Here is a 25,935-nt window from a genome sequence, read left to right as displayed (position 1 = left end):
GACAAACTCCCCCCACCCGGCGAACCCAACTGGTGGCACAAGCCCCTGCATGCCATCTGCCTGACCCCGGCTGAAGCCTGGCGCCACTACGCCCCCTGGCGAACCGGCGAGCCCGGTGAAATGCAGGGTAAGAAAAACTGGCAACTGCCCTTCTGGGCCGTACTGTTTCCCTACAACCTCACCGTCGCCATTTGCTGGTACGGCATCTGCCGCCTGTTCAACGTTCGAGCAGCGCCACCGCCCCCTGCTGCCTTCGAAGAAGCCCCTGCTAAACTCAACAAAAGGAAGCGCAAATGAGACCCATCGTATTGGTAGGCCATCGCCACAGCTGCCCGATCCATGGCGAAGGCACGGTGCAAACCGGTGCAAGCGCAACCTTCGTGGATGGCAGAGCCGTGGCGCGTGTGGGCGACCGCATCAGTTGTGGCGCCGTCATCGAAACGGGCGCAGCTTGCACGATCATCGAGGGCCAGCCCGCAGCAAGGGAGGGGGACACCACCAGCCATGGAGGCACGCTAGTCGAGGGTGACCCGGGTTGGCTCATAGACTGACAACGACTATCAGCACGTTAGCCAGTCTCTTTTGCACCTCGCAACCGTTCGATAACCGAACAGTAGCCCGTCTCGTGAATTGACGCTGCCATCTTCACTGCGCACCATGCACCGGCCTTGCGTGCCCCCCTGCCTGGGAACCGGCCACGTACCTGTCGTACCGCAGCTGAATACAATTTCAAGAAACGAGCCGTTTATGAACCACTCCAAGATCACCCCCGCCGCACCCCGGATGCACCCGGGTTCGATCGCCGACAAGCTTCGCGGCGCGTTCGGCGTCGGCAAAACCCGTTGGGGCATGCTTGCCCTGGTGTTCTTCGCCACCACCCTGAACTACATCGACCGTGCCGCGCTCGGCATCATGCAACCCGTGCTGGCCAAGGAAATGAGCTGGACGGCGATGGACTACGCCAACATCAACTTCTGGTTCCAGGTCGGCTACGCGATCGGCTTTCTGCTGCAGGGCCGACTGATCGACAAGGTGGGGGTAAAACGCGCCTTCTTCTTCGCCGTGCTGCTGTGGAGCCTGGCCACCGGTGCTCATGGCCTGGCGACCTCGGCCGCCGGCTTCATGGTCTGCCGCTTTATCCTGGGCCTGACCGAGGCCGCCAACTACCCGGCCTGCGTCAAGACTGTACGGCTGTGGTTCCCCGCGGGTGAGCGGGCGATTGCCACCGGGCTGTTCAACGCCGGCACCAACGTCGGCGCCATGGTTACCCCGGCCCTGCTACCGCTGATTCTGGCCGTGTGGGGCTGGCAGGCCGCATTCATCGCCATGGGTAGCCTGGGCCTGGTGTGGGTGGTGCTGTGGCTGCTGAAGTACTACAACCCTGAAGACCACCCCAGCGTGCGCCAGAGCGAGGTGCAGTACATCCAGCAGGATGACGAGCCCGAACCGACCCGCGTGCCGTTCAGCCGCATCCTGCGCCTGCGCGGGACCTGGGCTTTTGCGGTGGCCTATGCGATTACCGCGCCGGTGTTCTGGTTTTACCTGTATTGGCTGCCGCCGTTTCTTAACCAGCAGTACAGCCTGGGCATCAACGTGACCCAGATGGGTATCCCGCTGATCATCATCTGGCTGACGGCGGACTTTGGCAGCATCGGCGGCGGCATTCTGTCGTCGTGGCTGATCGGACGCGGCGTGCGTGCCACCACGGCGCGGCTGGTATCCATGTTGATCTTTGCCTGCACCATGCTCAGCGTCATCTTTGCCGCCAACGCCAGTGGCCTGTGGGTGGCGGTGGCAGCCATCTCGCTGGCCGTGGGCGCGCACCAGGCGTGGACGGCGAATATCTGGAGCCTGGTGATGGACTACACGCCAAAGCACCTGGTGAGCACGGTGTTCGGCTTTGGCAGCATGTGTGCGGCAATTGGCGGAATGTTCATGACGCAGATCGTCGGTAGCGTGCTGACCGCTACCCACAACAACTATGCCGTGCTGTTTACCATGATTCCGGCCATGTACTTCCTGGCGCTGGTGTGGATGTACTTCATGGCACCGCGCAAGGTCGAAAGCGCCTGAGTGCGCTAGTCACTTTCCTCTACGGGGCCCTTGCGGGCCCTTTTTTTGGTCCGCAATTCCGTGAGCGTGGCACCGGCTGCGCCGGTGTTCGCGGGTGAACCCGCTCCTACAAGTAGCACGCCAAGCCCGAGCCATTCGTTGCACCTGTGGGAGCGGCTTTAGCCGCGAACACCGGCGTAGCCGGTGCCATGCGCCACGTACTCGGTCAGACTGAAGACAACACCGCCCTGGCCTTCTCCAGTGCCATACGTGCGCGCTGTTCGCCGCTGATGCCTTGTTCCAGCAACTGCCGCGTGGGAATTTCCAGGCTTAGCGGTACGTTCGACGGCAAGGCGCGCAGCAAGCCTGCAAGGTCGGCATCACCCTCGCCCGGGAAGCGTCGCTCGTTACGTGCCTGGCGCAGGATCTCGTCCATATCGGACGGTACCGGGCCGGCAACGTCGCACAGCTGGGCATAGCGCATGCGCTGCGGCGCCAGTTGCGCCAGGTCGCCCAGTGAAGACCGGGAGCGGTTGAAATGGAACGCGTCCACCAGCACACAGCCGTTGGCGCGGTCGGCGTTGGCTACCACCCGCATGGCCTGGCGCAGGTCACGTACGTCGGTCCAGGGCATGAATTCCAGGTGCGGGTGAATGCCATAGCCCGCGGCCAGCTCACACAGGGCTGCAAAACGCTCGGTCAGGCGTGCTTCATCGGGGTCGTTGCCTGCCACCAGCAGTTCAGTGCCACCCAGTTCGGCGCCCACCGCAAGGATCGGTTCGAAATCAGCCACACAGGTCTCCGGCTTCAGGCGCAGGATTTCCAGGTCGAGCACCTTGATGCCGGTGTCACGCAGCCGCGCCTGGGTCTGCCGGCGCAACTCGGCATCAGCCACCAGCGGGAAGTGCTGCTCCTGCTCGGTGGCGGGCACCAGGCGCAGGCCAACGTGGCTGTAACCGGCACGGGCTGCCGCCTCGACCATTTCTGGCGGGGACAGTTCGAGTACCGTCAGGGCGGCAAGGGAGAAAATACGGTCAGTCATTTATCGTCACCAAAAGAGTAGAGGTTGCGTCAGGCGATGTGCTCGGGCGCGCAGGCCCGGCCCGTTTCCGCCGCCTGGCGGATCGCTTCGATCAGCGCCAGCGTGCGGCCACCGTCGGCGGCATCGATCAGCGGCGCCTGTTCGCCCCGGGCAACCCGCACGAAGTGCTGCAACTGCAGGGTCAAGGCCTCGCCGGCGGGAATGCTCTCCTCGCTTTGAAGCAGCGGCGTGTGCCAGCCCGAGCCCGCTTCGGCGTAATGCCAGCGCTTGAGCTGGGGAATGCTCAGCGCCCCTTGAGTGCCGGCCAGCAGGTAGCACGGCTGGCCTTCCTGGCGCGGGTACACCGGGCTTTCGCCAGCGTCCAGCTCCCAGCTCCACGGCGCCGCCACCGCGTCGGAGCCGGTCAGGCTACCCAGCGCGCCGTTGGCGAACTGCAGCAGCACCGCCGCGCTGTCTTCGTTGGCAAACCCACGTACATCGTTACGGGTGAATGCCTGCACCTGTACCACCTCGCCGCACAGATGGCGCAGCAGGTCGAGGTCGTGGATCAGGTTGGTCAGCAGGAAGCCGGCGCCCGGTTCGCGGCGCCATGGGGTTTCGAAATAGCTGTCGGGTTTTTGCAGCTGCCACAGCGCGGTGACATTGATCAACCGGCCCAGCTTGCCGTCGGCAATCACCTGGTGCGCCTTGGCGATCAGCGGGTTGTGCCGCCGGTGATGGCCGACCAATACGGGTACGCCACAACGGCGCGATGCTTCTACCAATGCGCGAACCTCATCCAGGTGCACGCCCACCGGCTTTTCGACCAGCACCGGCACGCCGGCTTCGACGCAATCCAGGGCGGTCGCCACATGCAGGTTGTTCGGGTTGGCAACGATTACTGCCTCGGGGCGTGCGCGCTCCAGCATCTGCCGGTGGTCGGCAAAACAGGGCACGCCGCATTCGGCGGCAAAAGCCTCGGCCTGCGGGCCGGGGTCGGCCACCGCACACAGCTGGGCGTGTGGCACATTGCGCAAGTGCTGATAGTGCTGGCGGCCCATGATGCCGGCGCCGATCAAGGCAATACGAAGGGGTGCGTTCAACAGCCTGTCCTCTTGTCATTGTTGTTGTATGAATTGTGGAATTCGATTCCACAATTCATACAACACAATTTAGAACCAAGTTCAGCTTTTCAGAAGAACCCGCAGGACAAGCTGTTCGGTAATCGACCGGAAATGCGCGTCAGGCAAACAATTCGCTTGCCCGGCTGGCCGCCGACAGCTCTTGTGCAGCAGCCAGCAGTAGCGGCGCCAGCTCTGCCAGTCGGCTTTGCGCCATCCGTGCACTGGGCCCGGCAATGCTCAATACGCCGATCACCTCGTCAGTGTGTGGGCGGCGCACCACGGCAGCCAGGGCCGAGGTGCCGATGGCCGAGGTTTCCTCGACCCAGGCATAACCACGCTCGCGGGCACGGTGCAGGTAGGCGAGCAGCTCGTCGGTGGAGCGCGGTGCGTTGGGGCCGAACTGTGCAGGGTCGGCAATACCTTGGCGCAACACCATCTGCAGCGCCTGCTCATCGTCCAGGCTGGCCAGCCAGGCATGCCCGGACGCGGTGTAGAACAGCGGCGCATCGCGGCCCATGTCCGGGTCGTAGCGCAGCCCGGAACGGGCGCCCTGAGACTTGGCGATCCAGGTCTGGCGGGCACCGTCGATCACGCCAAGGCGCACCAGCTCACCGCTGTCCTGGGCCAGGCGGTCGAGAATCGGCTGAATGATGTCGGCACCGTTGCTCGACAGGTAACGGAATCCCAGCGCCACCAGCTTGGCCGACAGTTGGTAGCGGCTGTTGTCGCGGTTCTGCCGCACGTAGCCCAGCCGCACCAGCTCGGTGAGCATGCGGTGGGCGGCGCTTTTGGGAATGTCCAGGCGCTCGGCCAGGGTTTGCAACGGCAGCCCCAGGGGTTCGCCGGTAAGGGTTTCTACAAGACTGAAGGCGCGTTCGATCTGACTACCAGCCATGACTACAGGTCCCTGATTTTTTTGCGGATTCTAGAAGATGATTCCATATGAGCGATAGCGGCCGCAGCGAAGTCGCGCTGAAGTGTCCGGTTATCGCCCAGTTGTTGCCTGCCCGGGCTGCCATGCCCTTGCGGGTAAAGGCGCTGCCGATAAAAATATGGAACCTTGTTCTAATAACAATACAGGAACGCCGCGATGCCCTCAGCTGCTCTGGATACCGAATACGATGTACTGGTCATAGGCTCCGGCGCCGCCGGGCTGGCTGCGGCCGTGACGGCGGCCTGGCATGGGCAGAGGGTGATCGTGGTAGAGAAGGAGCCCGTGTTTGGCGGTGCCACCGCCTGGTCCGGCGGCTGGGCGTGGGTGCCACGTAACCCGCTGGCACAGCGGGCCGGCATCGTGGAGGACATCGAGCAGCCGCGAACTTACCTGCGCCATGAACTGGGGACGCACTACAACGCCGAGCGCGTCGATGCCTTTCTTGAGGCTTGCCCGCACATGGTGGCGTTTTTCGAGAAGCATACGGCGTTGCAGTTTGCCGATGGCAACGGCATCCCGGACATGCATGGCGACACACCGGGCGCAGCCCATGGCGGGCACCAGGTGATCGCCGCGCCTTACGATGCCCGAGAGGTGGGTGCCTTGCTGCCACGCCTGCGCAAGACCCTGCGCGAAACCTCGTTCATGGGCATGCCGATCATGGCCGGTGCCGACCTTGCGGCCTTCCTCAACATGACCCGTTCGCCCAAGGCACTGCTGCACGTGTGCAAGCGATTTGGCCGTCACCTGTATCACCTGGCGCGGTATGGTCGGGCGATGCACCTGGTCAACGGCGTGGCACTGGTGGCGCGGCTGGCCAAATCGGCACAGGACCTGGGTGTGCACCTGCAGGAATCGGCACCGGCCAAAAGCCTGCTGGTCGAAGATGGCCGGGTGTGTGGGGCTCGGGTGGCCACACCGCAGGGCGAGCGACAGATACGCGCCAAGGCCGTGGTGCTTGCAGCAGGTGGCTTCCCCAACGACAGCGCCCGGCGCCAGCAGCTGTTCCCGCGCGATGCCAGCGGCCACGACAACCTGGCCCTGCCGCCACAGGGGTGTTCCGGTGACGGGCTGCGCCTTGGCGAGGCGGCCGGCGGCGTGGTGGCCACCAACCTGAAATCGCCGGTGGCCTGGGCGCCGGTTTCGCGCGTGCCGCACCGCGATGGCAGCATCGGCCACTTCCCGCACATCATCGAGCGCGGCAAGCCGGGCATCATCGGCGTGCTGGCCAACGGTAAGCGTTTTGTCAATGAAGCGCATGGCTATTACGACTATGTGTCGGCCATGGTCGCGGCAGTGCCGCAGGGTGAAGAAGTGTGCTCGTGGCTGGTGTGCGATCATCGCTTCTTGCGCCGGTTTGGCCTGGGCCATGCCCGCCCGGCACCGCTGCCGGTGTGGCCGCATGTGCGCAGCGGTTATCTCAAGCGGGGTGTCACGCTTGAAGCGCTGGCGGACGCCTGTGGCATTGAGCCGGCCGGGTTGCGTGCCACGGTCAGCGACTTCAACAAACATGCACGAAATGGCCAGGACCCGGCATTTGGCCGTGGCTCCACACCGTTCAACCGCAAACAGGGTGACCCGCAGCACAAGGGCCCCAACCCGTGTGTGGCGCCCATCGAACACGGGCCGTTCTATGCGGTGAAGGTGCAGCCTGGCTGTTTTGGTACCTTTGCCGGGTTGCGCACCGACGGCAGTGCCCGGGTGCTGGATGAAGCCGGGCAACCCATCGCGGGCCTGTATGCGGCGGGTACCGACATGGCCAGCGTGTTTGGTGGCTGGTACCCGTCGGGCGGCATCAACCTGGGGCCAGCGCTGACCTTTGGCTATGTGGCCGGGCGGCACATTGCCGGGGTGCAGGCGTATGAGTGAGGTGGGCTGAGATGGCCTGACAGTGTCCAGAAACTGAACATCACGAAAACTGGCCATTGTTCAGCTTGTGAACAGTACAGCGCACCGGCGCCCGGTAGTTTGCACGTCCAACGCGTTGGCATGCCCCCTGCAACAAGCATCCGTGAACACAACAACACACAGGATGCTTTGCGTGAATACCTTACTGCCCAACGAACTCTGGAATGAGCGGCTGTTCACCGGTACCTGGGTACCCGGAGAACTGCCCGCTACCGCAATCACCTCACCCGGCAATGGCCAGGCACTGGGTACCCTGGCCAACGCCGGGGCCAGGCAGGTAGAGCAAAGTGCCCGCGTGGCCGCCACGGCCCAGCGCAGCTGGTATGCCCTGCCCTACGATGAACGCGCCAAAGTCCTGCGCAAGGCCGCCGCCATCGCCGAGCAGTACCAGGCCGAAATCGCCGACTGGATCGTCCGTGAAAGCGGCTCCACTCAGGCCAAGGCCGGCTTTGAAGCGTCCATCACCCTCAAGTCGCTGCACGAAGCCAGTGCCCTGCCCTCGCGCAGCCAGGGCGAAGTACTGCCGTCCAGCGCCGGCCGCCTGAGCATCGCCCGGCGCCGTCCGTTGGGTGTGATCGGGGTGATTTCGCCGTTCAATTTCCCGCTGTACCTGGCCATGCGCGCGGTTGCCCCGGCACTGGCCACGGGCAATGCGGTCGTGCTCAAACCCGACCCGCGCACCGCTGTGTGTGGCGGCCATGTCATTGCCCGCATTTTCGAGCTGGCCGGTTTGCCGGCGGGCGTGTTGCATGTGCTGCCGGGCGGCGCAGAAGCCGGTGCTGCACTTACCGCGTCACCCAGCGTGGCAATGATCCAGTTCACCGGCTCTACCGCAGCCGGCCGCAAGGTTGGCGAGGCTGCCGGCCGCCACCTGAAAAAGGTCTCGCTGGAACTCGGTGGCAAGAACTCGCTGATCATCCTCGACGATGCCGACCTGGACCTGGCCATCGCCAACGCTACCTGGGGGGTGTACCTGCACCAAGGGCAGATCTGCATGTCGACCGGCCGGGTGCTGGTGCAACGCGGCATTTATGACGCCTTCGTCGAACGCCTGGTGGCCAAGGCGCGCAGCCTGACCGTGGGCGACCCGGCCAGTGGCCAGGTTCACCTGGGCCCGCTGATCAACGCCGCCCAGCGCGACAACGCCTTGCGTATCGTCGAGGCCGCACACGCTGCCGGTGCGACGCTGGCAACCGGTGGTTCGGCAGACGGGCTGTTCTTCCAGCCGACCGTGCTCAGCGACGTTCAACGTGACAACCCGGCGTTTCATGAAGAGATCTTCGGCCCCGTGGCCGTGGTGGTGCCGTTCGACACTGACGCGCAGGCGGTGGACCTGGCCAACGACACCGACTACGGCCTGAGCGCTGCCATTTTGTCGCGCGACACTGGCCGTGCCCTGCGCCTGGGCGAGCAACTGCGTACCGGGCTGCTGCACATCAACGACCAGACCGTCAACGACGAGGTCATCAACCCCTTCGGCGGCGTCGGTGCATCCGGCAATGGCACCAGCATCGGTGGCGCCGCCAACTGGGAAGAGTTCACCCAATGGCAATGGCTGACCCTCAAGGGCGAAGCACCTGCCTACCCCCTGTAACCCCGGAGAACAATAACAATGACAACCCCTCTTTTGCGCCCCATTCAGGCTGCCGTTACCCGTGGCAAAGGCGCCCCCTTCGTGCTGGAGCAGGCACGTATTCGGGCACCGCAAGGTGACGAGGTGCTGGTACGCATCGTGGCCACAGGCATGTGCCACACCGACATGATCGTGCGCGATCAGTATTACCCCGTGCCGCTGCCGGCGGTACTCGGCCACGAGGGCTCGGGCATCGTCGAGGCGGTTGGCCCGCTGGTGCAGAACCTGGCCGTGGGCGACCACGTGGTGATGACCTATGGCTACTGCGGCCACTGCCTGGCCTGCGACGCCGGCCAGGCGGCCTACTGCCAGGACTTTTTCGGGCGCAACTTCAGTGGCGCCGGCCCCGAAGGCGAGCATGCCCTGCAGGACGAACAGGGCCACGCCCTGAATGACCACTTCTTCGCCCAGTCGTCGTTCGCCACCTACGCACTGGGGCGTGAGAACAACACCGTTCGCGTGCCCAAGGAAGCCCCCATCGAGCTGCTCGGCCCACTGGGCTGCGGCATCCAGACCGGTGCAGGTGCGGTGATCAATTCGCTGAAAGTCACGCCCGGCAGCGCCTTTGCCGCTTTTGGCGGCGGTGCGGTAGGCCTTTCGGCCGTGCTGGCCGCACAAGTGGCAGGCGCCGCCACCATCATCGCGGTCGACGTGGTGCCTTCGCGCCTGGCCCTGGCGCTGGAGTTGGGTGCTACCCATGTGGTCAACAGCCGCGAGGCCGACCCGGTCGCCGCCATTCGTGAAATCACCGGCGGCGGCGTGCAATTTGCCCTGGAGTCCACCGGGCGCCCGGAAGTGCTGCGCCAGGCCGTGGATGCCCTTGGCAGCCGGGGCGCGCTGGGGGTGGTGGGCGCGCCGCCGCTGGGCACCACCGCGCAATTCGACGTCAACGACCTGTTGCTGGGCGGCAAGGTCATCCGCGGCATCGTCGAGGGTGACAGCGTGCCGAAGAAGTTCATCCCCGAGCTGGTCAACCTGTACCTGCAAGGCCGCTTCGCCTTCGACAAGCTGGTGCGCTTCTACGACTTCGAGCAGATCAACCAGGCCGCCGAGGACAGCGAAAAAGGCCTGACCCTCAAGCCGATCATCCGCATCCAGAAATAAGCACTCAGGGGGCAGCCACGCGCTGCCCTCACCCCATAACAAGAACAAGGGAAACCCTGACATGACACGACTCTCCAGCCTTGCCTGGGGCGCGCTGGCCTGCGCGCTGGTTTCGGCCAAAGCCTTGGCCGTTGATGTGAATGCCGGTGACTACACCGCGCTGCCGCCGGGCACCAACGTCGCCGCCTGGTACCAGCAGTTCAGCCGCGCCGACCGCTTCAACGGCGACGGCGCGCCCGACGCCACACACAACACCCGCCTGCGCTCCAACATCAGCATCCTGCGCCTGATTCACTTCACCGAAATCGGCGGCATCACGGTAGACCCGCAAATACTCCTGCCCTTCGGCCATGTCTACGACGTGAAGGTGGGCGGGCAGCCGCTGGGCAGCAACAGCGGCATGGCCGACCCGATCATCGGCGCCACGTTCTGGCTGGTGAACCAGCCGGGCGTGGGTGCCAGTGGCCGCTACTTCGGCATCACCCCGCTGCTGTACCTGCCATGGGGGCAGTATGACCGCGACGCGGGTGTGAACCTGGGCGAAAACCGCTGGAAAGGCGACTTGCAACTGGGCTGGGTGGAGCCGCTGTGGGGCCGCTGGTCGATGGAGTGGTATGCCGATGCCGTGTTCTACGGCAGCAATGACAAGGCCGGCAGCGGCAGCCAGACCTTGCGCCAGGACCCGACCTACCAGCTGCAGACCAACCTGCGCTATGACTTCAACCCGGCCCAGCGCCTGGCCCTGGGCTTCTCAGCCAGCGAGGGTGGCAAGCAGCACCTGTCAGGCGACTACACCGGGCAGAAGACCGAAGTGCAGCAAGTGCGCCTGGAGTTCCAGCAGATGGTCGGCAAGACCGTGCAACTGAGCGGCCAGCTGACCCACGACACCCGCGTGATCGGCGGTTTCCAGGAAGACACCGGGGTCAACCTGCGAGCGCTGTTGCTGTTCTGATTGGCCGGCAGCCTTGACGCGCTGCTGGCAGCGGCGCAACGTGCGCAGTCAGTAGCGTGCCGTCAACCCTCACAAGGTGTACCCATGGATCGCCTACAACTCCAGCTGCACAGCGCCCGCCAGCAGTTTGCCGACGGTTTGCCATTGCCCGCCGGGCTACTGCCCGAGCCTATCGAGCGCTCGTGGGAGCGTTCCAGGGCTGCCGGGCTCAGCCCCTGGCAGCCACGCCTGGCGCGCGGGCAACTGGATGTGCAGGCACTGACCGACGCAGACACCCAGCTGGCCGCCTGCGTGCAGCCCGAGCTGGAGCGCTTGTGGGAGCTGATTGGCGATTCCCACTGGATGCTGTTTTGCGTCAACCCGGAAAACCGTATTGTGCAAACGCGCAAGCCGGGCGGCATCGACAGCCCGCTGTCGGCCCTGCACGCCGGGCGCAGGGTCAGCGAGGTGGACGTCGGCACCACTGCCCCGGCCTGTACGCTGATGGACGGCCTGCCGGCCATCGTGGCCGGCAACCAGCATTACCTGCAGGAGTTCGCCCGGTTTTTCTGCGTCAGCGTGCCGCTGCGCGGGGTGAATGGCGAGCTGCTGGGGGCGCTGGACCTGACCGGTATCGGCACCCGCAATGCCGGGACCATGCTCGAACGCCTCAAGCATGCGGCGCTGGCCACCGAGAACAACTTTTTCCACGCGTTGCCGGGCTGCCGCATCCTGGAACTGCAACACGACCCCAGGCTGCTTGGCTCGCCGCTGCAGGCGCTGCTGGCCGTGCAAGACGATGGCACGGTGTACGCGGCCAACCGCGCCGCGCAACAATTGCTGGGGGTGCCCGACTACCGCCCTGAGGGGCTGACCCTGGAGCACCTGTTTGACCGCCCCGGCCACAACGGCCTCGACGGTTCGCCGCAGTTGCTGGCCCTGGCCGATGGCTCGCGCCTGTATGGTCGGCTGTTGGCACAACCTGCGGCCAAAACTCGGCCACTTCGGCCCAGCCACACGCCGCTGGGCAGCGATCGGCGGGTAAATGCCCGCTTCGAAGATGCCTGCAAGGCCGTGACCGGTCACTTGCCGGTGCTGATCACCGGGCCAACTGGTTGCGGCAAGGAAGTGTTCGCCAAAGCCCTGCATGCCCACTGCTGCCCTCAGGCCCCGTTCGTTGCGATCAACTGCGCGGCCCTGCCCGAAAGCCTGATCGAAGCCGAGCTGTTCGGCTATACCGAAGGCAGCTTCACTGGCGCCCGTAAAGGTGGTGCCATGGGCCTGCTGGAGTCGGCCGGGGACGGGATCCTGTTGCTCGACGAAATTGGCGACATGCCGCTGGCCCTGCAAAGCCGGTTGCTGCGGGCACTGCAGGAACGGCAGGTCACCCGCATTGGCAGCACCACGGCAGCGCCCTTCAAGGCACACATTGTCGCAGCCACACACAAAGACCTTGGCGCGCTGGTAGCCAACGGTGGTTTTCGCGAAGACCTGTTCTACCGCCTGGACGGCCTGCGTGTCAGCCTGCCCGGTCTGGAGCAGCGCCTGGATAAACAGCAACTGATCGAAGCCTTCTTCCAGCGTCCGGGCTTTGCGCCGCTGCAGGCCGAGGCCAGGCACCGGCTGCTGGCCTACCACTGGCCGGGCAACCTGCGGCAACTGGAGAACGTGGCGCGGCTGGTCGGTGTGCTGGCCGCGGGTGAGCCCAGCATAGGCGTGCAGCACCTGCCAGAAGACCTGCAAGGCCAGCCGGTCGCGCCGCCGCGCTCGCTTTCAGACGCCACCCACGATGTGATCGAGCGCGCTTTGCTGGCCCATGAGGGCAATGTCAGTGCCGCCGCCAAGGCGCTGGGTATCTCCCGTACCACCTTGTACAAGCGCCTGGGTTCGCGCTAGTACTCAGGCCGGGCAGCGCATCTGCGCCAGCCAGTACGGCACATCCACCTCGTCGATCTGCTCGGCACGCAGGAACTGCTCGGCATATTGGCGATACACTCCGCTGCTGAGGAACAACTCCAGCAGTTGCCCGTCGATGTGCCGGTCACGGGCCATGAACACCAGGATCTTCACCGATTCGGACAACGTCTTCGGCGGCTTGTAAGGCCGGTCGGCCGCCGTCAGTGCTTCAAATATGTCGGCAATGGCCATTACCCGCTCGGCAATGCCCAGGTCATGCTCACCCAGCCGGCGTGGGTAGCCGCTGCCATCCAGTTTCTCGTGGTGGTTGCCGGCGATGGCCGGTACGCGTCTCATCTGACGCGGAAACGGCAGCGAGCTGAGCATGATGATGGTTTGCACGATGTGCTCGTTGATCTTGAAGCGCTCCTCGTCATTCAGCGTGCCGCGCCGGATCGACAGGTTATACAGCTCGCCGTGGTTGCTGGCGTGGGCTGGCAGGCGCATGTCGAAGCCCCATCGGTTGCACGGGTCGCCCTTGGTCACCGGGGGCGTGCGCTCGCCCCAGGGCACACGATGCTCGGGGCGGTCGGCCAGCAGCGGTTCGTCTACCGGCAGCACGGGTTGCGGCACGCCGGAATAGCGCTGCGCCTCATCGCGGGAGATGCCCAGGCGGTTGTCGAAGTGGCGCCGCCAGCGCTGCTGGCTGATCTGTTGCAGGCGTTCGATATCGGCATCCTGCATGAACTCGCCGCCGATGTTGGCCTGGGCGACAAAGGCGAAGTCATCCTGCAGCCGGGCCTGGCTGCGGGCTAGCGTGGCTTGCAGCACCTGCGGGTCGGCGCCGCTGGCCAGGCCTTGCCAGTAGGCCAGTTCGGCATCACGCCACAGCACTTCAAAACGCATGCGTACTTCATGAATACGGTTGTACAGGGTCTCCAGCTTGGTCGCCTTGTCCACCACGTACTCCGGGCTGGTGACCTTGCCGCAGTCGTGCAGCCAGGCCGCTACGCGAAATTCGTAGCGTTCGGCTTCAGTCATGCTGAAGCTGGCATAGGGGCCGCTGTCGGCGGCCACCACCTGGTCCAGCAGCATCTGCGCCAGTTGCGGCACACGCTCGCAGTGGCCGCCGGTGTAGGGGCTTTTGGCATCGATGGCGTCAGCCAGCAACTTGATCATGGCATCCATCAGGCGTTGCTGGGCTTCGGCCAGCTGGCGTGTCTCGATGGCCACTGCCGCCACACCAGATAGCTCTTCGACAAATTGCCGGAACGGTTGGCCCAGCTGGTCGCGCGCCTGCGCTTCATCCAGTTGCAGCACCAGAATGCCCAGCAGCGCCTGGCTACGGTCCTTCAGCACCACGGCCTGGCTGCGCTCGTCCAGGCCGAGGGCCTGCGTCACCGCTGCGGCCAGCGTGCGCCGGGCGCCCTCATCCACGGCAAGCTCGCCGGGGTACTGCTCACCCCGGCAGGCGGCGGCCAGGCGCAGCAGCGCGTGCTCGGCGTCGAACAAATACACCACACCGGCCTCGACCCCGGCAGCGTGCACCAGGTGAGCCAGGACGCCGTCGAGCATACGCGCCAGGTCGCGCTCGCGGCTGAGCGTGAGGGTAATGGCCTGGAAACCGCGAATGGTGCCGGCCATGCGGCTCAATACATGGCTCAGCTCTCGTACTTCGGACACCTGCGATTTCACCCCCACTTCGCGGCTGAAATCAAAGCTGGCCAAGCCCTGTACCTGTTCAGCCAGCACCTTCAGCGGGCGGACGATACGCCGGCCGAGCACACCGCCAAGCACCAGCAGCACGGCCATCAACGCCAAGGTCCAGAGCAACTGCTCGAACAACACCTGGCGCGCACCGGCCAGAAGCTCATGGCCCGGCACGGCAATCAACACCTGCAGATCCTGCCCGGCCAGGCTGGTCAGCGGAATGCGCATGCCATACCAGGTCTGGCCGTCCACCTGATAAGGCTGTGCCTGTGTGCCTGACGGCAGGTCAGCGTACAGGTGCTGCAGGCTTGCAATGTTCAGTTCGCTGATGCGCGACAGGCGCACGCCCTGCCCTTCATGCACGATCACCCGCTGCAAGTCCGGGTAGGCCACAACATTGCCCTGGTCGTCGAGCACGGCAATTTCGGTGCCGGGGGTGATGCGCAAGCCCTGGGTTTCGCTAGCCAGGTCGTTGACCGAAACATCCATGCCGATCACCGTTTCTCCGTCAACGCTGCGCTGCGCCAGGGTCAGGCCGATTTCACGGGTAGTGAAGAACACGTACGGCGGCGTCAGCACAGTGGCGGGCTGCGCACTGGCTTCGGCGAACCACGGGCGTGTACGCGGGTCGTAGCGGTATTCGGGTTTGGCCTGGGCCTGCAACAGGTTCAACGCCTGGTCGTAGTAGCGCCACTCGCCCTGCACCACCCCGCCCTCGCCACGGCTGACACGCTGCACCAGAAACGCCGTGCCCGGCGGCGCAGAGAAACGCTGCAGCAGCTGCGGGTCACGCAGCCGGCGCACCAACAGGAAATCGCCGCTGGGGTAGCCCATGTAGGCGGCACTGAGCATGCGGTTGGCATTCAGCGTTTCGACCAGTTGTGGCAGCCTTTCCAGGCGCTGCGCCTGGGTATGCGCAGCAGGGTTGTGGGCCAGTAGGCGGATGCTGCTTTGCACGGGGTCGATCAGGCGCCGGGCGCGTTCGTCGATGGTCTTGCCCACCTGCTGGGCTGTATCGCCGGCTGCGGCTACCAGGGTCTGGCGGATACCGCGATAGCCCTGCCAGGCCAGGGCGGCACCCAGCAACAGCATGCCCAGCACGATGGCCAGCGCCACCAGCCATTGCAGTGAAATGCCACGCCCGGTCCTACCGGTATCACGACCCGTCGACACGCAGCCCATCCCAGGTACTCCATGTGAGGCAAATTGAGGGAGCAGCCAGGACGATCATGCGGGCCGAAGCCATTCGCAGGCAGCGAGATGGGCCGAATGGTGGCCAATAGCCCTGGCCCATCTTGGCAGGAGTGTAGAGTGCGGCTGGGGGTTCTGCCGGGTTGGCAGAAAAAATTAACGTGGCAGGTCACAATCCCGTCAGGTAGACGCGCGCTGCTCCAGCATCACCAGTGCGCCGACAATCAACGCCTGCATGCCTTCAAGCAACTCCACCTCCATCTCCGATTCCTCCCCCGCCCGGTCGGCCTCCAGAAGCGGCTCGCGCCCCGACACCGTGTACACGGTATCGGCCACCGCAAAGCCATGGAATGCCACGGTGGACAGCAACCAGCGCGCCTGCTCCAGGCTCAGGTCATAGGCCTGGGCGATGTGCGCCTGGTGGTCGTTGATCTTGTCGATCATCGCTTCCGTGGCCGCCAGCCTGCGGATCACATACGGCGTGAGCCCCGGATGCGCCTTGACGAACGCCTGTACAGACGTGGCAAAGCGCGTCAGGTAGGCCTGCAGGCCTTCAGCCGCATCACCACTCGCCTTCGGGATCTGCCAGCGCTGGAAAATTTCCTCGGCCACCAGGCACTTGAGCGCTTCGATGTTCGCCACATGCTTGTACAACGCCATGTGGCTCACCCCCAGCGCGGCCGCCACGCCAACGAAGGTGAGGTTGGGCAGCCCTATGGTGACGCTGACGTCCGCAATGCGTTCACGGGTAATGGTGCGTGGGCGGCCACGGCCGGGTGCGCGTTCAGGTGGTTGCATCAGGTCCTCCAGGTGTTGTGCAGACAGTCTTGTAGCTGGCTTGTCGGGTTTTCGCAAATTAGTTTATAGTCATGCAACTAATTCGTTTTCAGCTTTCCAGGCCCGCTTCATGTCTGACTCATCCCCCCCTCTTGACGCTACCGCCTCTGTCGACAGCAAGGCGCGCAGCCCCCTGAGCCGCGTGCTCTCCCCCATTCGCGGGCAGCTGGCCCTGGCGACCGTGCTGGCTGCCGCGGGTTCGATGCTGGCCCTGGTACCGCTGGCAGGCATTGCGCACATCGCCCACCTGGCCTTGAGCGAAGGCAACACATCGGGCGCCATTGGTTGGGCCATTGCCGCCAGCATTGCCAGCCTGTTCACAGGCATGGCCCTGATCACCGCAGCCGAACTGCTGGCGCACCAGGCCGACAACCACATCACCCACCAACTGCGTGTAGCGATCGGCCAGCGGCTGATGCAGGTGCCACTGGGCTGGTTCAGCGAGCGGGCATCCAGCGAAGTGAAACGGGCGATGCAGGACGACATCGGTACCTTGCACAGCCTGACCGCGCACTTCTTCACCACCTTGGGTCGCGCTGTCGGCGCCGTGGTGATTTCGGTGGTTTACCTGTTCGCCATGGACTGGCGCCTTGCCCTGATCGCGCTGCTGCCGTTCCCGGCGTTCTTCCTGTTTTTGCACCGCGCCATCAAGGCCAGTGCAGCGCATATGGGCGACGTGGTCACCGGCATGACGCGCATCGACACTGCAGTGGTCGAGTTCGTCAACGGCATGCCGCTGGTGAAGGCGTTCGGCGACCGTGGCAACGCCCAGGACCGCTACCGTGCCGCGGTCGATGACTTTGCACACACCTTCACCGGCTTCACCCGCCCATTGGTCGCAGCGATGGCCAGGGCCAATACGCTGATCGCGCCGGTGACCGTGCTGGGCGTGGTGCTGTTGGCCGGGATGGGGTTCGTGGCGCTGGGTTGGATCGAGCCGATACAGATACTGCCCTTCGCCCTGGTCACGCCGGGGCTGTGCGCCCCCTTGCAACTGTTGCACTTCATCACCCACGACCTGAACGGTGCAGTGGCCGCAGCCCAACGGGTGCAGGCCCTGCTGGATACGCCCGTGCTGCCGGCCCCTACCGCTGGCAGCCTGCCCAACGGCTGCGAAGTACGCGTGGAGCAACTGAACCATGCCTATGTGTCGGGCAACCCTGTGCTCAACAACGTCAACTTCACCCTGGCCCCTGGCACCACCACCGCCATCGTCGGCCCTTCCGGTGCAGGCAAGTCAACGCTTGCACGCCTGCTGCTGCGTTTCTTCGACCCCGACACCGGGCGCATCACCCTGGGCGGCGTGGACCTGCGGCAGATCGAAAGCCGCGAACTGTACCGGCGCATCGGCTTCGTACTGCAGGAGGTGCGGCTGATCCACGCCAGCGTGGCCGACAACATCGCCCTGGGCCGGCCGGATGCTACCCGTGAGCAGATCGAAGCGGCGGCGCGGCTGGCCAACATTCACGCACGCATCCTGCAGTTGCCACGCGGCTATGACTCGGTGGTCGGCGAAGACGCGCAATTGTCCGGTGGCGAACAGCAACGGCTGAGCATTGCCCGCGCCGTGCTGCTCGACCCGCCGGTGCTGGTGCTGGACGAAGCCACTGCCGCCGCCGACGCCGAAAGCGAGGCGGCAATCCAGGACGCCCTGTCGCGCTTTGCCCGGGGCCGCACCCTGCTGGTCATCGCCCACCGGCTAGACACGGTGATGCACGCCGACCAGATCCTGGTGATCGACCAAGGCACCGTGCGTGAACAGGGGCGCCACAGCGAGCTGCTCGCCCGCCAGGGGCTGTACGCCCTGCTCTGGGCGCAGGGCGGTTATCAGGACACCGTGAAAGAGGCGCTGCCAGCATGCTGAAAACGTTCATTCGACTGCTGGGCGACAGCGCGCCGGCCTGGCGCCGTTACCTGCTGATGACCGTGCTGTATGGGGTTTTCAGTGGCCTGACCATCTGTACCCTGGCGCCGATCATGGTGCACCTGCTGAACAACGAGCTACAGGCGGCCTATGCCTGGCTGGCCGTGCTGGCGGCGGGTATGGCGCTGTGTTGGGCCTGGCGGCGCCAGGTGGAACAGGCCGGCATCAGCCTGGCGGTGGCGGTGCTGCAAGGCGGCCGCCAGCACATCGGCGCGCAGGTGGCACAACTGCCACTGGGCTGGTTCACCCCCGACAACACTGCCCGGCTCGGGCATGTGATCACCCAGGGGACGATGGCCGTTGCACAGTTGCCGGCCCATGTCCTCACCCCCTTGATCAGCGGCTGCGTCACACCGCTGGTGGTGGTGCTTGCGCTGTTCGCCCTGCACCCGCCGCTGGGGCTGATCGCATTGCTGGCGCTGCCGGCCCTGGTGGCGGTGTTGCTGTTCAGCGCACGCCTGGGGCGTGGCGCGGACCAGCGCTTTCACCAGCACTTCGCCGCAGCCAGCCAGCGCATGGTCGAATTCGCCCAGGCCCAGTCGGTGCTGCGCGCCTTCAACGGCAGTGGTGGCGGCACGCGTTTGCTGGCGCAAAGCCTGGAGCGCCAGCGCAGCAGCGGCATGGGCCTGATCATGCGTGCTTCGCTGTCAGCACTGCTTAACAGTTGGGCGGTACAGGCAACGTTCGCGGCACTGCTGGTAGCCGCAGGGCTGTGGCTCGGCAATCGGGCAGGTGCTCAACTGCAGGATGCCGTGGCAGTGGTTGTGGCGCTGGCCATGGTGTGCCGCTTCATCGACCCGCTGCAGGACGTGGCCAACCATGTCGAAATCCTGCGTGGCGCGCACGGCCAGTTGCAGGAAATCGAGCGGATACTGGCAGCCACGCCCTTGCCGGAACCCGACTCGCCCCTGCAGCCGGTGGACGGTGGTATCGACCTGCAAGGGGTAAGCCTGCGCTACAACCCCGGCGGGCCGGCTGTGCTGCAGAACGTGAACCTGAGCCTCCCGGCGGGCAGCATGACAGCCGTTGTCGGCGCCTCGGGCTCGGGCAAGACGTCGCTGATGCGGCTGATAGCACGGTTCTTCGACACAACCCAAGGCAGCGTAAGGATTGGCGGTGTGGATGTCAGGAAAATGGCTCGCGCCTGCCTGACCGACACTGTCAGCCAGGTACTGCAGGACACCTGGCTGTTCCAGGGCAGCATCGCCGACAACATCCGCATCGGCAAACCCGATGCCAGCAATGCCGAAGTGTTGCAGGCGGCGCACGTGGCCGGGCTGACAAACGTTATCGACCGGCTGCCGGAAGGCCTCGATACGCCGGTGGGTGAAGGTGGCGTGCGGTTGTCGGGCGGCGAGCGCCAGCGTGTGACCATTGCCCGCGCATTGATCAAGCAAGCGCCGGTGCTGTTGGTGGATGAAGCCACCGCCGCCCTCGATGCCGAGAACCAGGCCGTGATTGCACAAACCCTGCACAGCCTGCGTGGGCGCTGCACGCTGGTGGTCATCGCACACCAGCTCAGCACCGTGGCCATGGCCGACCAAATCGTGGTGCTGGAAGCAGGTCAGGTTGTCGAACAGGGCACGCCGGCAGCATTGCGCGCCAGTGGCGGGCGCTATGCTCGCTTTCTCGAACAACGTCACGCCGCTGGCGGCTGGCGCATCGCCGCGCCGCAGGTGGATCACGACTGATGCGCGCGTCATGGCTGGTCCTGTTCCTGCTGTTGTGCGTGGCCTCACTGGCGGTTGGTGCCCGTGAGCTGGCCTGGGCCCAGCTGTTCACCCTGCATGGGGACACGTGGCTGACCCTGACCGCCAGCCGTCTGCCGCGCCTGGCAGCATTGATACTGGTGGGTGTCGGGCTGGCGGTGTGCGGGGTGATCCTGCAGCAGATCGTGCGCAACCGCTTCGTCGAACCCGGCACCACCGGCGGGCTGGACGCCGCTCGCCTGGGCATCCTGCTGTCGCTGAGCCTGGCACCAGCGGCCGGGGCTATGCCGCGCATGCTGTTTGCCCTGGCCGTGTGCTTTGCCGCCAGCTTGCTGTTCGTTGCCATCATCCGCCGCATACGTGCCCGCAATGCGGTGCTGGTGCCGGTCATAGGCCTGATGTACGGCGGTGTGCTGAGTGCGCTGGCCGAGTTTTACGCCTACCGCTTCAACCTGCTGCAAAGCATGCAGGGCTGGTTACTGGGTGACTTCTCAAAGGTGGTGCAAGGCCGCTACGAGATCCTCTACCTGATCCTGCCGGTCGTACTGCTCACGTACCTGTACGCGCAGCGCTTCACCGTGCTGGGCATGGGCGAAGGCATGGCCACCAGCCTGGGCCTGAACTACTCGGCCAACGTCACACTGGGCCTGCTGCTGGTGGCGGTGACCGTGTCGACCAGCGTGATCGCCGTCGGCGCCATCCCCTTCGTCGGCCTGGTGGTGCCCAACCTGGTGGCGCTGCGCCATGGCGACAACCTGCGCCGCACCCTGCCCCTGGTGGCACTGGGTGGCGCCGCCTTGCTGCTGGTGTGCGACTTGCTCGGGCGGCTGTTGATCTACCCGTTCGAAGTGCCCATAGGCCTGACAGCGGGCGGCCTGGGCGGGCTTATCTTCCTTGGGCTGATTCTCGGGAGGCAGCGATGAGGGGCCGTCACCTGGCGTGGCTGGCGGCCGTCGCCCTGGCCCTGGTGTTCGTGTTCGCCAATGCGGGGCTGGACTTTGACTACGTCATCCCCAAGCGCCTCGTGCGCCTGGCTGCCATGGTCATCGGCGGCGTGTGCGTGGCCTGTTCCGCCATCGCCTTTCAGACCCTGTCGGGCAACCGCATCCTGACCCCGGCGATCATGGGGCACGAAGCGGTGTACCTGCTGCTGCAGGCGCTGCTGGTGCTGGCCATGGGGGTGCAGGGGTTGGTGATGCTCGGCAGCGGTGGCAATTTCCTGCTCTCGGTGCTGCTGATGCTCGGCTACTCCTGGGCCCTGCACCGCTGGCTGTTTCGCGACGGCAAAAGCAACGTGTACTTCCTGCTGCTGGTCGGGCTGGTGCTGACCATGGTCATGGCCACCTTCACCCAGTTCGTCCAGCTCAAAGTCAGCCCGGGCGAGTTCTCGATGCTGCTGGGTTATACCCAGGCGTCGTTCAACCGGGCATCGCCACAGTTGCTGCTGTATTCGGGTGTGCTGGTGACAGGGTTGTGCGTGCTGCTGGCCAAGGCCGTGCCGGTGCTGGACGTGCTGGCGCTGGGGCGCGACCAGGCGATTTCGCTGGGCGTTGATTACCGGCGCAATGTGCGCCTGTTGCTGGCGCTGATTGCGGCGCTGGTCGCGGTGTCGACCAGCCTGCTGGGGCCGACGGCGTTCATGGGCGTGTTCGTCGCCAACATCACCTACGCCATGGCCGGCACCTTCCGCCACCGGGTCACCCTGGCCCTCGGCAGCGCTGTGGCTATTGCCGTGTTCATTGCCGCCCAGTTACTGGTCGAGCATGCCTTCAACTACAGGACCACCGTCGGCATCCTCGTGAACCTGGTGTGTGGCACCTACTTCCTCGCCCTGATGGTGCGTAACCGGGGAGCCGCATGATTACTGTCCATGAGTTGCACAAGCACTACGGCAGCAAAGCCGTGTTGAGCGGGGTGAGCACATGCTTCCCTCGCCAGCAACTGACCTCGCTGATCGGCCCCAACGGCGCGGGCAAAACCACCTTGCTGATGATGCTGGCCCGGTTGCTGGAGCCGAGCAGCGGCGACATCCAGCTGGACGGGCAAAGCATCGGCAACATCCCCATCGGCGCCTACGCCCGGCGCGTCGCTACCCTGCGCCAGGCGGTCGATTTCAACTTGCGCCTGACCGTCGAAGAGCTGGTCGCGTTCGGCCGCTTTCCCTACAGCCGCGGCGCGCTCACCGAGGAAGACCAACAAGCGATCGACCAGGCCATCGCCTTCCTGGCCCTTCAGCCGCTGCGTCAGGCCTACCTCGATGAGCTCAGCGGCGGCCAGCGGCAGATGGCGTTCCTGGCCATGACCATTGCCCAGCAGACCGACTACCTGCTGCTGGACGAGCCGTTGAACAACCTCGACATGCGCCACGCCGTGCAGATCATGCGCGCCTTGCGCCGCCTGTGCGACGAATTTGGCCGCACCGTGATCCTGGTGGTGCACGACATCAACTTCGCTGCCGCCTACTCCGACCACATCGTCGCCATGCGGGGCGGGCGGGTGCATTGCAGCGGCAGCGTCGACCAGGTGGTGACCGAGCAACAGCTGCACGCGCTGTACGGGCTGGAGTTCGAAATCAGCCACAGCGCGCGCGGCCGACTGTGCAACTACTTCAACCCACCCGGAGAACAGCGATGAACCGCAATCACCCCTCCCGCAGCTGGCCACTGGCGCTGCTGCTCGGCGCCACCCTCGCCCTGCCAGGCTGCAACGAGCCTTCGGCAAACACGGCGGCAACGGTTAAAACCGCAGCCCATAACTACGCGCCAGTGACCGTGCAACACAAACTGGGCACCACGGTAATCAGCCAGCTACCCCAACGTGCAGTGGCCCTGGACATGAACGAAGTGGACTTCCTCGACCAGCTGGGTGTGGCCGTGGCCGGCATGCCCAAGGATTTCGTGCCGCACTTTCTGGCCCGCTACAAGGATGCCGCACAAACCGCAGATGTCGGTTCGATCGTGCAGCCCAACCTGGAGCGGGTGCACGCCGCAAACCCCGACCTGATCCTGATCACCTCGCTGCAGGCCAACCACTACGGCGAATTGAGCGAGATGGCACCGACCCTGCACTTCGATGTGGATTACCGCGATAGCGAAGCCGGCCATGTGGCGGTGGTCAAGCAGCACCTGGCAAGCCTTGGCGAGGTGTTCGGCAAGCAGGAACTGGCCCGGCGCAAGGCGGACGAACTGGACGCCAGGCTGGCCCTGGCACGCAACGTTACCCGCGACCGCCCGGAGCGGGCCTTGGTGGTGCTGCATAACAACGGCGCGTTCAGTGCCTTCGGCGTGCAGTCGCGCTACGGCTTCATCTACAACGACCTGGGCGTCAAGCCGGCCACCACCACCCTGGACACCGGCCTGCATGGCCAGCCCATTTCCAGCGAGTTCATCCAGCAGGCCAATCCCGACATTCTCTATGTGGTGGACCGCACTGCCGTGATGGAGCACCGCCCGCTGATGACGGCTGACACGCTGGACAACCCGCTGTTGCGCCAGACCAACGCCTGGAAGCATGGCCGCGTGGTGTTCGTCGACCCCGAGGCCTGGTACGTCACCGCCGCCAGCCCGACCTCGCTGGCATTGATCGCCGATGACGTGATCAAGGGCTATCAGGACTGAGCCATGCCTTTTGCAATCGCCTGTCGCTGCCTTAGCGCGTGATTCTCATTTGCCTTACGTCTTCGCTTTTTAAAACCAAAAAACACCCCTGCCCTCTGTACCTTCTGGAGCCCTCGCGTGTCCAATCGTCCCCTGTTCACTGGTCCGTCCCTTGCACTTCAGCGCACCCCTTTGCCACAAGCGGTGCTCCTTGGCATGGCTATTGGTAGCTGCGCGCTGGCGCCGATAGCCGCACACGCCCAAACGCCTGCCACCCATGAAGCGGCTGAAGAAACACCTGCCGTACCGGAGCTGCCAGCCACACTGATCGACGCCCAGGCTACCGCAGCCGACGCCCTTCCCCCTGTGTATGCCGGCGGCCAGGTGGCAACGGGCGGTCGCGTGGGCCTGCTGGGCAACAAAGACTTCATGGAAACGCCGTTCAGCACCATCAGCTATACCGACACCTACATCCAGGACCTGCAGGCCAGGGACATTACCGACGTGATCGCCGCCACCGACCCGTCGGTTTTCAGCAACGGCCTGACAGGCACTTTCAGCGAGAACTACTCGATCCGCGGCTTCCAGACCAGCGTCAGCGACATGACAGTGGATGGGCTGTTCGGCATGGCCCCTTACTACCGCGCCTCCCCCGAAATGTACGAGCGTATCGAAGTGCTCAAAGGCCCGTCGGCGTTGCTTAACGGCATGCCGCCAGGCGGCTCGGTGGGCGGCATCGTCAACCTCATCCCCAAGCGCGCCGCCGACACCCCGCTGACCCGGCTGACCGCCACCTATGCTTCCGACGCCCAGCTTGGCGGCCATATCGACGTGGGCCGGCGTTTCGGCGAGGGCAACCAGTTCGGCGTACGCTTCAACGGTATGTACCGCGACGGTGATACCGCCATCGACGATCAGAACCAGCGCAACGTGTTGTCGTCGCTGGCGCTGGACTGGCGCGGTGAACGCGCCAAGCTGTCGCTTGACCTGTTCGATGCCGATGACCACATCAACGGCCAGAACCGCGGCATGGGCTTGGGCGCGGGTGTGCCTGTGCCCAGGCCGCCCAGCAACGACACGCTGCTCAACCCCGACTGGGCCTATGTGGAAACCAAGGACAAAGGCGTCATCCTGCGCGGTGAGTACCAGCTGAATGACCAGTTGCTGGCCTACGGCGCGGTCGGCACCAGCAAGACCGACTACCACTACAGTGGTGCACTGACAGCCACGGTGACCAACAGTGCCGGCGACTTCACCACCGATATGGGCCAGTTGAAGATGGAAATCCACAAGACGTCGGCCGAAGTGGGCCTGCGTGGCCATTTCGACACCTTCGGCATCAACCACCAGTGGTCGGTCAATGCCACCCAGTACAGTGACAAGCAAAAGGACTTTGGCCGCCGTGGCGCAGGTGCCAGCTGGACGACCAACATCTACAACCCGGTCTGGGGCCCGAAAGCACCCGAGGCCTGGCCATTGTTCTCACACGTTGAGAACGACCTGAAAAGCTACGGCATCGCCGACACGCTCTCGGTGCTGGAGGACAGGGTGCAACTGACGCTGGGCGTGCGCCGTCAGGAGGTGGTCACCGACAGCTATAACACCCGAGCGGGCACCCGCAACAAGCCTGGCTACGACACCCATGCCACCACGCCCGCAGGGGCGATCCTGTTCAAGCTGACTGACGAGCTGTCGCTGTACGCCAACTACATCGAGGGCCTGAGCAAAGGTGCCATTGCGCCGATTACCGCAAAAAACCGCGGCGACGTGTTTGCACCCTACAAGTCCAAACAGAAGGAAATCGGCCTGAAGCTCGACCTGGGCACCTTCAGCCACACACTGGCGCTGTACGAAATCAAACGCCCAAGCAGCTACACGGACCCGGTGACCGATATCTTTTCATTTGGTGGAGAGCAACGTAACCGCGGCGTGGAATGGAGCTTCTTCGGGGCGCCGCGGCACGATGTACGCCTGATGGGCGGGGTGGCCTACGTCGACCCTGAGCTGACCAAGACTGAACGCGGCGCCAATGACGGCAAGACCGCCACTGCGTACCCCAAGCTACAGGGCAAGTTGGGGATGGAATGGGACATTCCAGGCCTTGAAGGACTGACCTTGACTGGCAATGTTACATCGCAGTCCAAGCAGTACATCAATGCCGAGAACAGCCTGTCGATCCCGGGGTACACGATCTTTGACGTTGGCGCTCGCTATGCTACCCAGGTCGCCAGCAAGCCGGTGACCTTGCGTGCGAACATCAGCAACCTGGGTGACAAGGATTACTGGGGCGTACCACTGACCCAGGCCTTGGGGCTGGGGGCACCACGGACGTATCAGCTGTCGGCCACCGTGGACTTCTGATCGA

19 protein-coding genes and 2 pseudogenes are annotated in these 25,935 nt (G+C 64.8%); 16 read left to right on the top strand and 5 right to left on the bottom strand.

The window, feature by feature from the left end:
• The 3 genes and pseudogenes from N436_RS26060 to N436_RS26050 all read left to right on the top strand — a co-directional run.
• Positions 1-297, top strand: a pseudogene (locus tag N436_RS26060) (hypothetical protein); the annotation flags it as partial.
• Positions 294-551: a PAAR domain-containing protein gene (locus N436_RS26055; RefSeq protein WP_016711089.1), complete on the top strand. Its 258-nt coding sequence runs from the start codon at positions 294-296 to the stop codon at positions 549-551. The pseudogene N436_RS26060 and the gene N436_RS26055, both read left to right, overlap by 4 nt.
• Before the next feature lie 232 nt (positions 552-783).
• The gene (locus tag N436_RS26050; RefSeq protein ID WP_371920924.1) at positions 784-2,073 is read left to right on the top strand and encodes an MFS transporter; all 1,290 of its coding nucleotides are present in this window, start codon (positions 784-786) and stop codon (positions 2,071-2,073) included.
• Between the two features lie 205 nt (positions 2,074-2,278).
• Here N436_RS26050 and N436_RS26045 read toward each other — a convergent pair whose 3' ends face one another.
• From N436_RS26045 to N436_RS26035, 3 genes are all read right to left on the bottom strand, one after another.
• Complete coding sequence (locus tag N436_RS26045; protein ID WP_110742320.1) at positions 2,279-3,094, bottom strand: sugar phosphate isomerase/epimerase; 816 nt, start codon at positions 3,092-3,094, stop codon at positions 2,279-2,281.
• A gap of 29 nt (positions 3,095-3,123) precedes the next feature.
• Positions 3,124-4,176 carry a Gfo/Idh/MocA family protein gene (locus N436_RS26040; protein ID WP_110742319.1) on the bottom strand — a complete coding sequence of 351 codons (1,053 nt, stop codon included), beginning with the start codon at positions 4,174-4,176 and terminating at the stop codon, positions 3,124-3,126.
• Positions 4,177-4,315: 139 nt separating this feature from the next.
• Positions 4,316-5,092 (bottom strand): IclR family transcriptional regulator, encoded by a 777-nt coding sequence (locus N436_RS26035; protein ID WP_110742318.1) that lies wholly within the window; start codon positions 5,090-5,092, stop codon positions 4,316-4,318.
• Positions 5,093-5,287: 195 nt separating this feature from the next.
• Here N436_RS26035 and N436_RS26030 point away from each other — a divergent pair, with 195 nt between their 5' ends.
• From N436_RS26030 to N436_RS29035, 6 genes and pseudogenes are all read left to right on the top strand, one after another.
• Positions 5,288-7,000 carry an FAD-dependent oxidoreductase gene (locus tag N436_RS26030; protein ID WP_110742317.1) on the top strand — a complete coding sequence of 571 codons (1,713 nt, stop codon included), beginning with the start codon at positions 5,288-5,290 and terminating at the stop codon, positions 6,998-7,000.
• 163 nt (positions 7,001-7,163) lie between these two features.
• Positions 7,164-8,633, top strand: a complete 1,470-nt coding sequence (locus N436_RS26025) for a benzaldehyde dehydrogenase (RefSeq protein WP_177410901.1) — start codon at positions 7,164-7,166, stop codon at positions 8,631-8,633.
• 18 nt (positions 8,634-8,651) lie between these two features.
• A complete protein-coding gene (locus N436_RS26020) occupies positions 8,652-9,776 on the top strand; it encodes an NAD(P)-dependent alcohol dehydrogenase (protein WP_110742315.1) in 1,125 nt (374 codons plus the stop codon).
• A 61-nt stretch (positions 9,777-9,837) separates the two neighbouring features.
• Positions 9,838-10,728 carry a transporter gene (locus N436_RS26015; RefSeq protein WP_110742314.1) on the top strand — a complete coding sequence of 297 codons (891 nt, stop codon included), beginning with the start codon at positions 9,838-9,840 and terminating at the stop codon, positions 10,726-10,728.
• Between the two features lie 84 nt (positions 10,729-10,812).
• A pseudogene (locus tag N436_RS28620) lies at positions 10,813-12,231 on the top strand (sigma-54-dependent Fis family transcriptional regulator); the annotation flags it as partial.
• A gap of 285 nt (positions 12,232-12,516) precedes the next feature.
• Positions 12,517-12,603 (top strand): helix-turn-helix domain-containing protein, encoded by an 87-nt coding sequence (locus N436_RS29035; RefSeq protein WP_371920925.1) that lies wholly within the window; start codon positions 12,517-12,519, stop codon positions 12,601-12,603.
• A gap of 3 nt (positions 12,604-12,606) precedes the next feature.
• Here N436_RS29035 and N436_RS26005 read toward each other — a convergent pair whose 3' ends face one another.
• A complete protein-coding gene (locus N436_RS26005; protein ID WP_110742313.1) occupies positions 12,607-15,495 on the bottom strand; it encodes an HD domain-containing phosphohydrolase in 2,889 nt (962 codons plus the stop codon).
• A gap of 189 nt (positions 15,496-15,684) precedes the next feature.
• Complete coding sequence (locus N436_RS26000; protein WP_110742312.1) at positions 15,685-16,302, bottom strand: TetR/AcrR family transcriptional regulator; 618 nt, start codon at positions 16,300-16,302, stop codon at positions 15,685-15,687.
• Between the two features lie 109 nt (positions 16,303-16,411).
• Here N436_RS26000 and N436_RS25995 point away from each other — a divergent pair, with 109 nt between their 5' ends.
• The 7 genes from N436_RS25995 (at position 16,412) to N436_RS25965 (ending at position 25,931) form a co-directional block, all read left to right on the top strand.
• Complete coding sequence (locus N436_RS25995) at positions 16,412-18,205, top strand: ABC transporter ATP-binding protein (protein WP_110742311.1); 1,794 nt, start codon at positions 16,412-16,414, stop codon at positions 18,203-18,205.
• A complete protein-coding gene (locus tag N436_RS25990) occupies positions 18,199-19,956 on the top strand; it encodes an ABC transporter ATP-binding protein (RefSeq protein WP_110742310.1) in 1,758 nt (585 codons plus the stop codon). The genes N436_RS25995 and N436_RS25990 overlap by 7 nt, the downstream gene beginning before the upstream one ends.
• Complete coding sequence (locus N436_RS25985) at positions 19,956-20,897, top strand: ABC transporter permease (protein WP_110742309.1); 942 nt, start codon at positions 19,956-19,958, stop codon at positions 20,895-20,897. The genes N436_RS25990 and N436_RS25985 overlap by 1 nt, the downstream gene beginning before the upstream one ends.
• Positions 20,894-21,835, top strand: a complete 942-nt coding sequence (locus N436_RS25980) for an iron chelate uptake ABC transporter family permease subunit (protein ID WP_110742308.1) — start codon at positions 20,894-20,896, stop codon at positions 21,833-21,835. The genes N436_RS25985 and N436_RS25980 overlap by 4 nt, the downstream gene beginning before the upstream one ends.
• A complete protein-coding gene (locus N436_RS25975; RefSeq protein WP_110742307.1) occupies positions 21,832-22,608 on the top strand; it encodes an ABC transporter ATP-binding protein in 777 nt (258 codons plus the stop codon). Before N436_RS25980 ends, N436_RS25975 begins: the two co-directional genes overlap by 4 nt.
• Entirely contained in the window at positions 22,605-23,591 is a 987-nt protein-coding gene (locus N436_RS25970) for a siderophore ABC transporter substrate-binding protein (RefSeq protein ID WP_110742306.1), read from the top strand. Before N436_RS25975 ends, N436_RS25970 begins: the two co-directional genes overlap by 4 nt.
• A 117-nt stretch (positions 23,592-23,708) precedes the next feature.
• A complete protein-coding gene (locus N436_RS25965; RefSeq protein WP_110742305.1) occupies positions 23,709-25,931 on the top strand; it encodes a TonB-dependent siderophore receptor in 2,223 nt (740 codons plus the stop codon).
• Positions 25,932-25,935 lie beyond the last annotated feature (4 nt).

Origin of the sequence: Pseudomonas sp. RV120224-01b, from assembly GCF_003208145.1 — a bacterium.
Lineage (GTDB): Bacteria > Pseudomonadota > Gammaproteobacteria > Pseudomonadales > Pseudomonadaceae > Aquipseudomonas > Aquipseudomonas monteilii.
This window is presented reverse-complemented; position numbering and strand designations above follow the sequence as displayed.

Coding starts and splice junctions, on each gene's coding strand:
- N436_RS26055 (WP_016711089.1), top strand. CDS start 294: ATGAGACCCATCGTATTGGTAGGCCATCGCCACAGCTGCCCGATCCAT.
- N436_RS26050 (WP_371920924.1), top strand. CDS start 784: ATGCACCCGGGTTCGATCGCCGACAAGCTTCGCGGCGCGTTCGGCGTC.
- N436_RS26045 (WP_110742320.1), bottom strand. CDS start 3,094: ATGACTGACCGTATTTTCTCCCTTGCCGCCCTGACGGTACTCGAACTG.
- N436_RS26035 (WP_110742318.1), bottom strand. CDS start 5,092: ATGGCTGGTAGTCAGATCGAACGCGCCTTCAGTCTTGTAGAAACCCTT.
- N436_RS26030 (WP_110742317.1), top strand. CDS start 5,288: ATGCCCTCAGCTGCTCTGGATACCGAATACGATGTACTGGTCATAGGC.
- N436_RS26025 (WP_177410901.1), top strand. CDS start 7,164: ATGCTTTGCGTGAATACCTTACTGCCCAACGAACTCTGGAATGAGCGG.
- N436_RS26020 (WP_110742315.1), top strand. CDS start 8,652: ATGACAACCCCTCTTTTGCGCCCCATTCAGGCTGCCGTTACCCGTGGC.
- N436_RS26015 (WP_110742314.1), top strand. CDS start 9,838: ATGACACGACTCTCCAGCCTTGCCTGGGGCGCGCTGGCCTGCGCGCTG.
- N436_RS26005 (WP_110742313.1), bottom strand. CDS start 15,495: ATGGGCTGCGTGTCGACGGGTCGTGATACCGGTAGGACCGGGCGTGGC.
- N436_RS26000 (WP_110742312.1), bottom strand. CDS start 16,302: ATGCAACCACCTGAACGCGCACCCGGCCGTGGCCGCCCACGCACCATT.
- N436_RS25995 (WP_110742311.1), top strand. CDS start 16,412: ATGTCTGACTCATCCCCCCCTCTTGACGCTACCGCCTCTGTCGACAGC.
- N436_RS25990 (WP_110742310.1), top strand. CDS start 18,199: ATGCTGAAAACGTTCATTCGACTGCTGGGCGACAGCGCGCCGGCCTGG.
- N436_RS25985 (WP_110742309.1), top strand. CDS start 19,956: ATGCGCGCGTCATGGCTGGTCCTGTTCCTGCTGTTGTGCGTGGCCTCA.
- N436_RS25980 (WP_110742308.1), top strand. CDS start 20,894: ATGAGGGGCCGTCACCTGGCGTGGCTGGCGGCCGTCGCCCTGGCCCTG.
- N436_RS25975 (WP_110742307.1), top strand. CDS start 21,832: ATGATTACTGTCCATGAGTTGCACAAGCACTACGGCAGCAAAGCCGTG.
- N436_RS25970 (WP_110742306.1), top strand. CDS start 22,605: ATGAACCGCAATCACCCCTCCCGCAGCTGGCCACTGGCGCTGCTGCTC.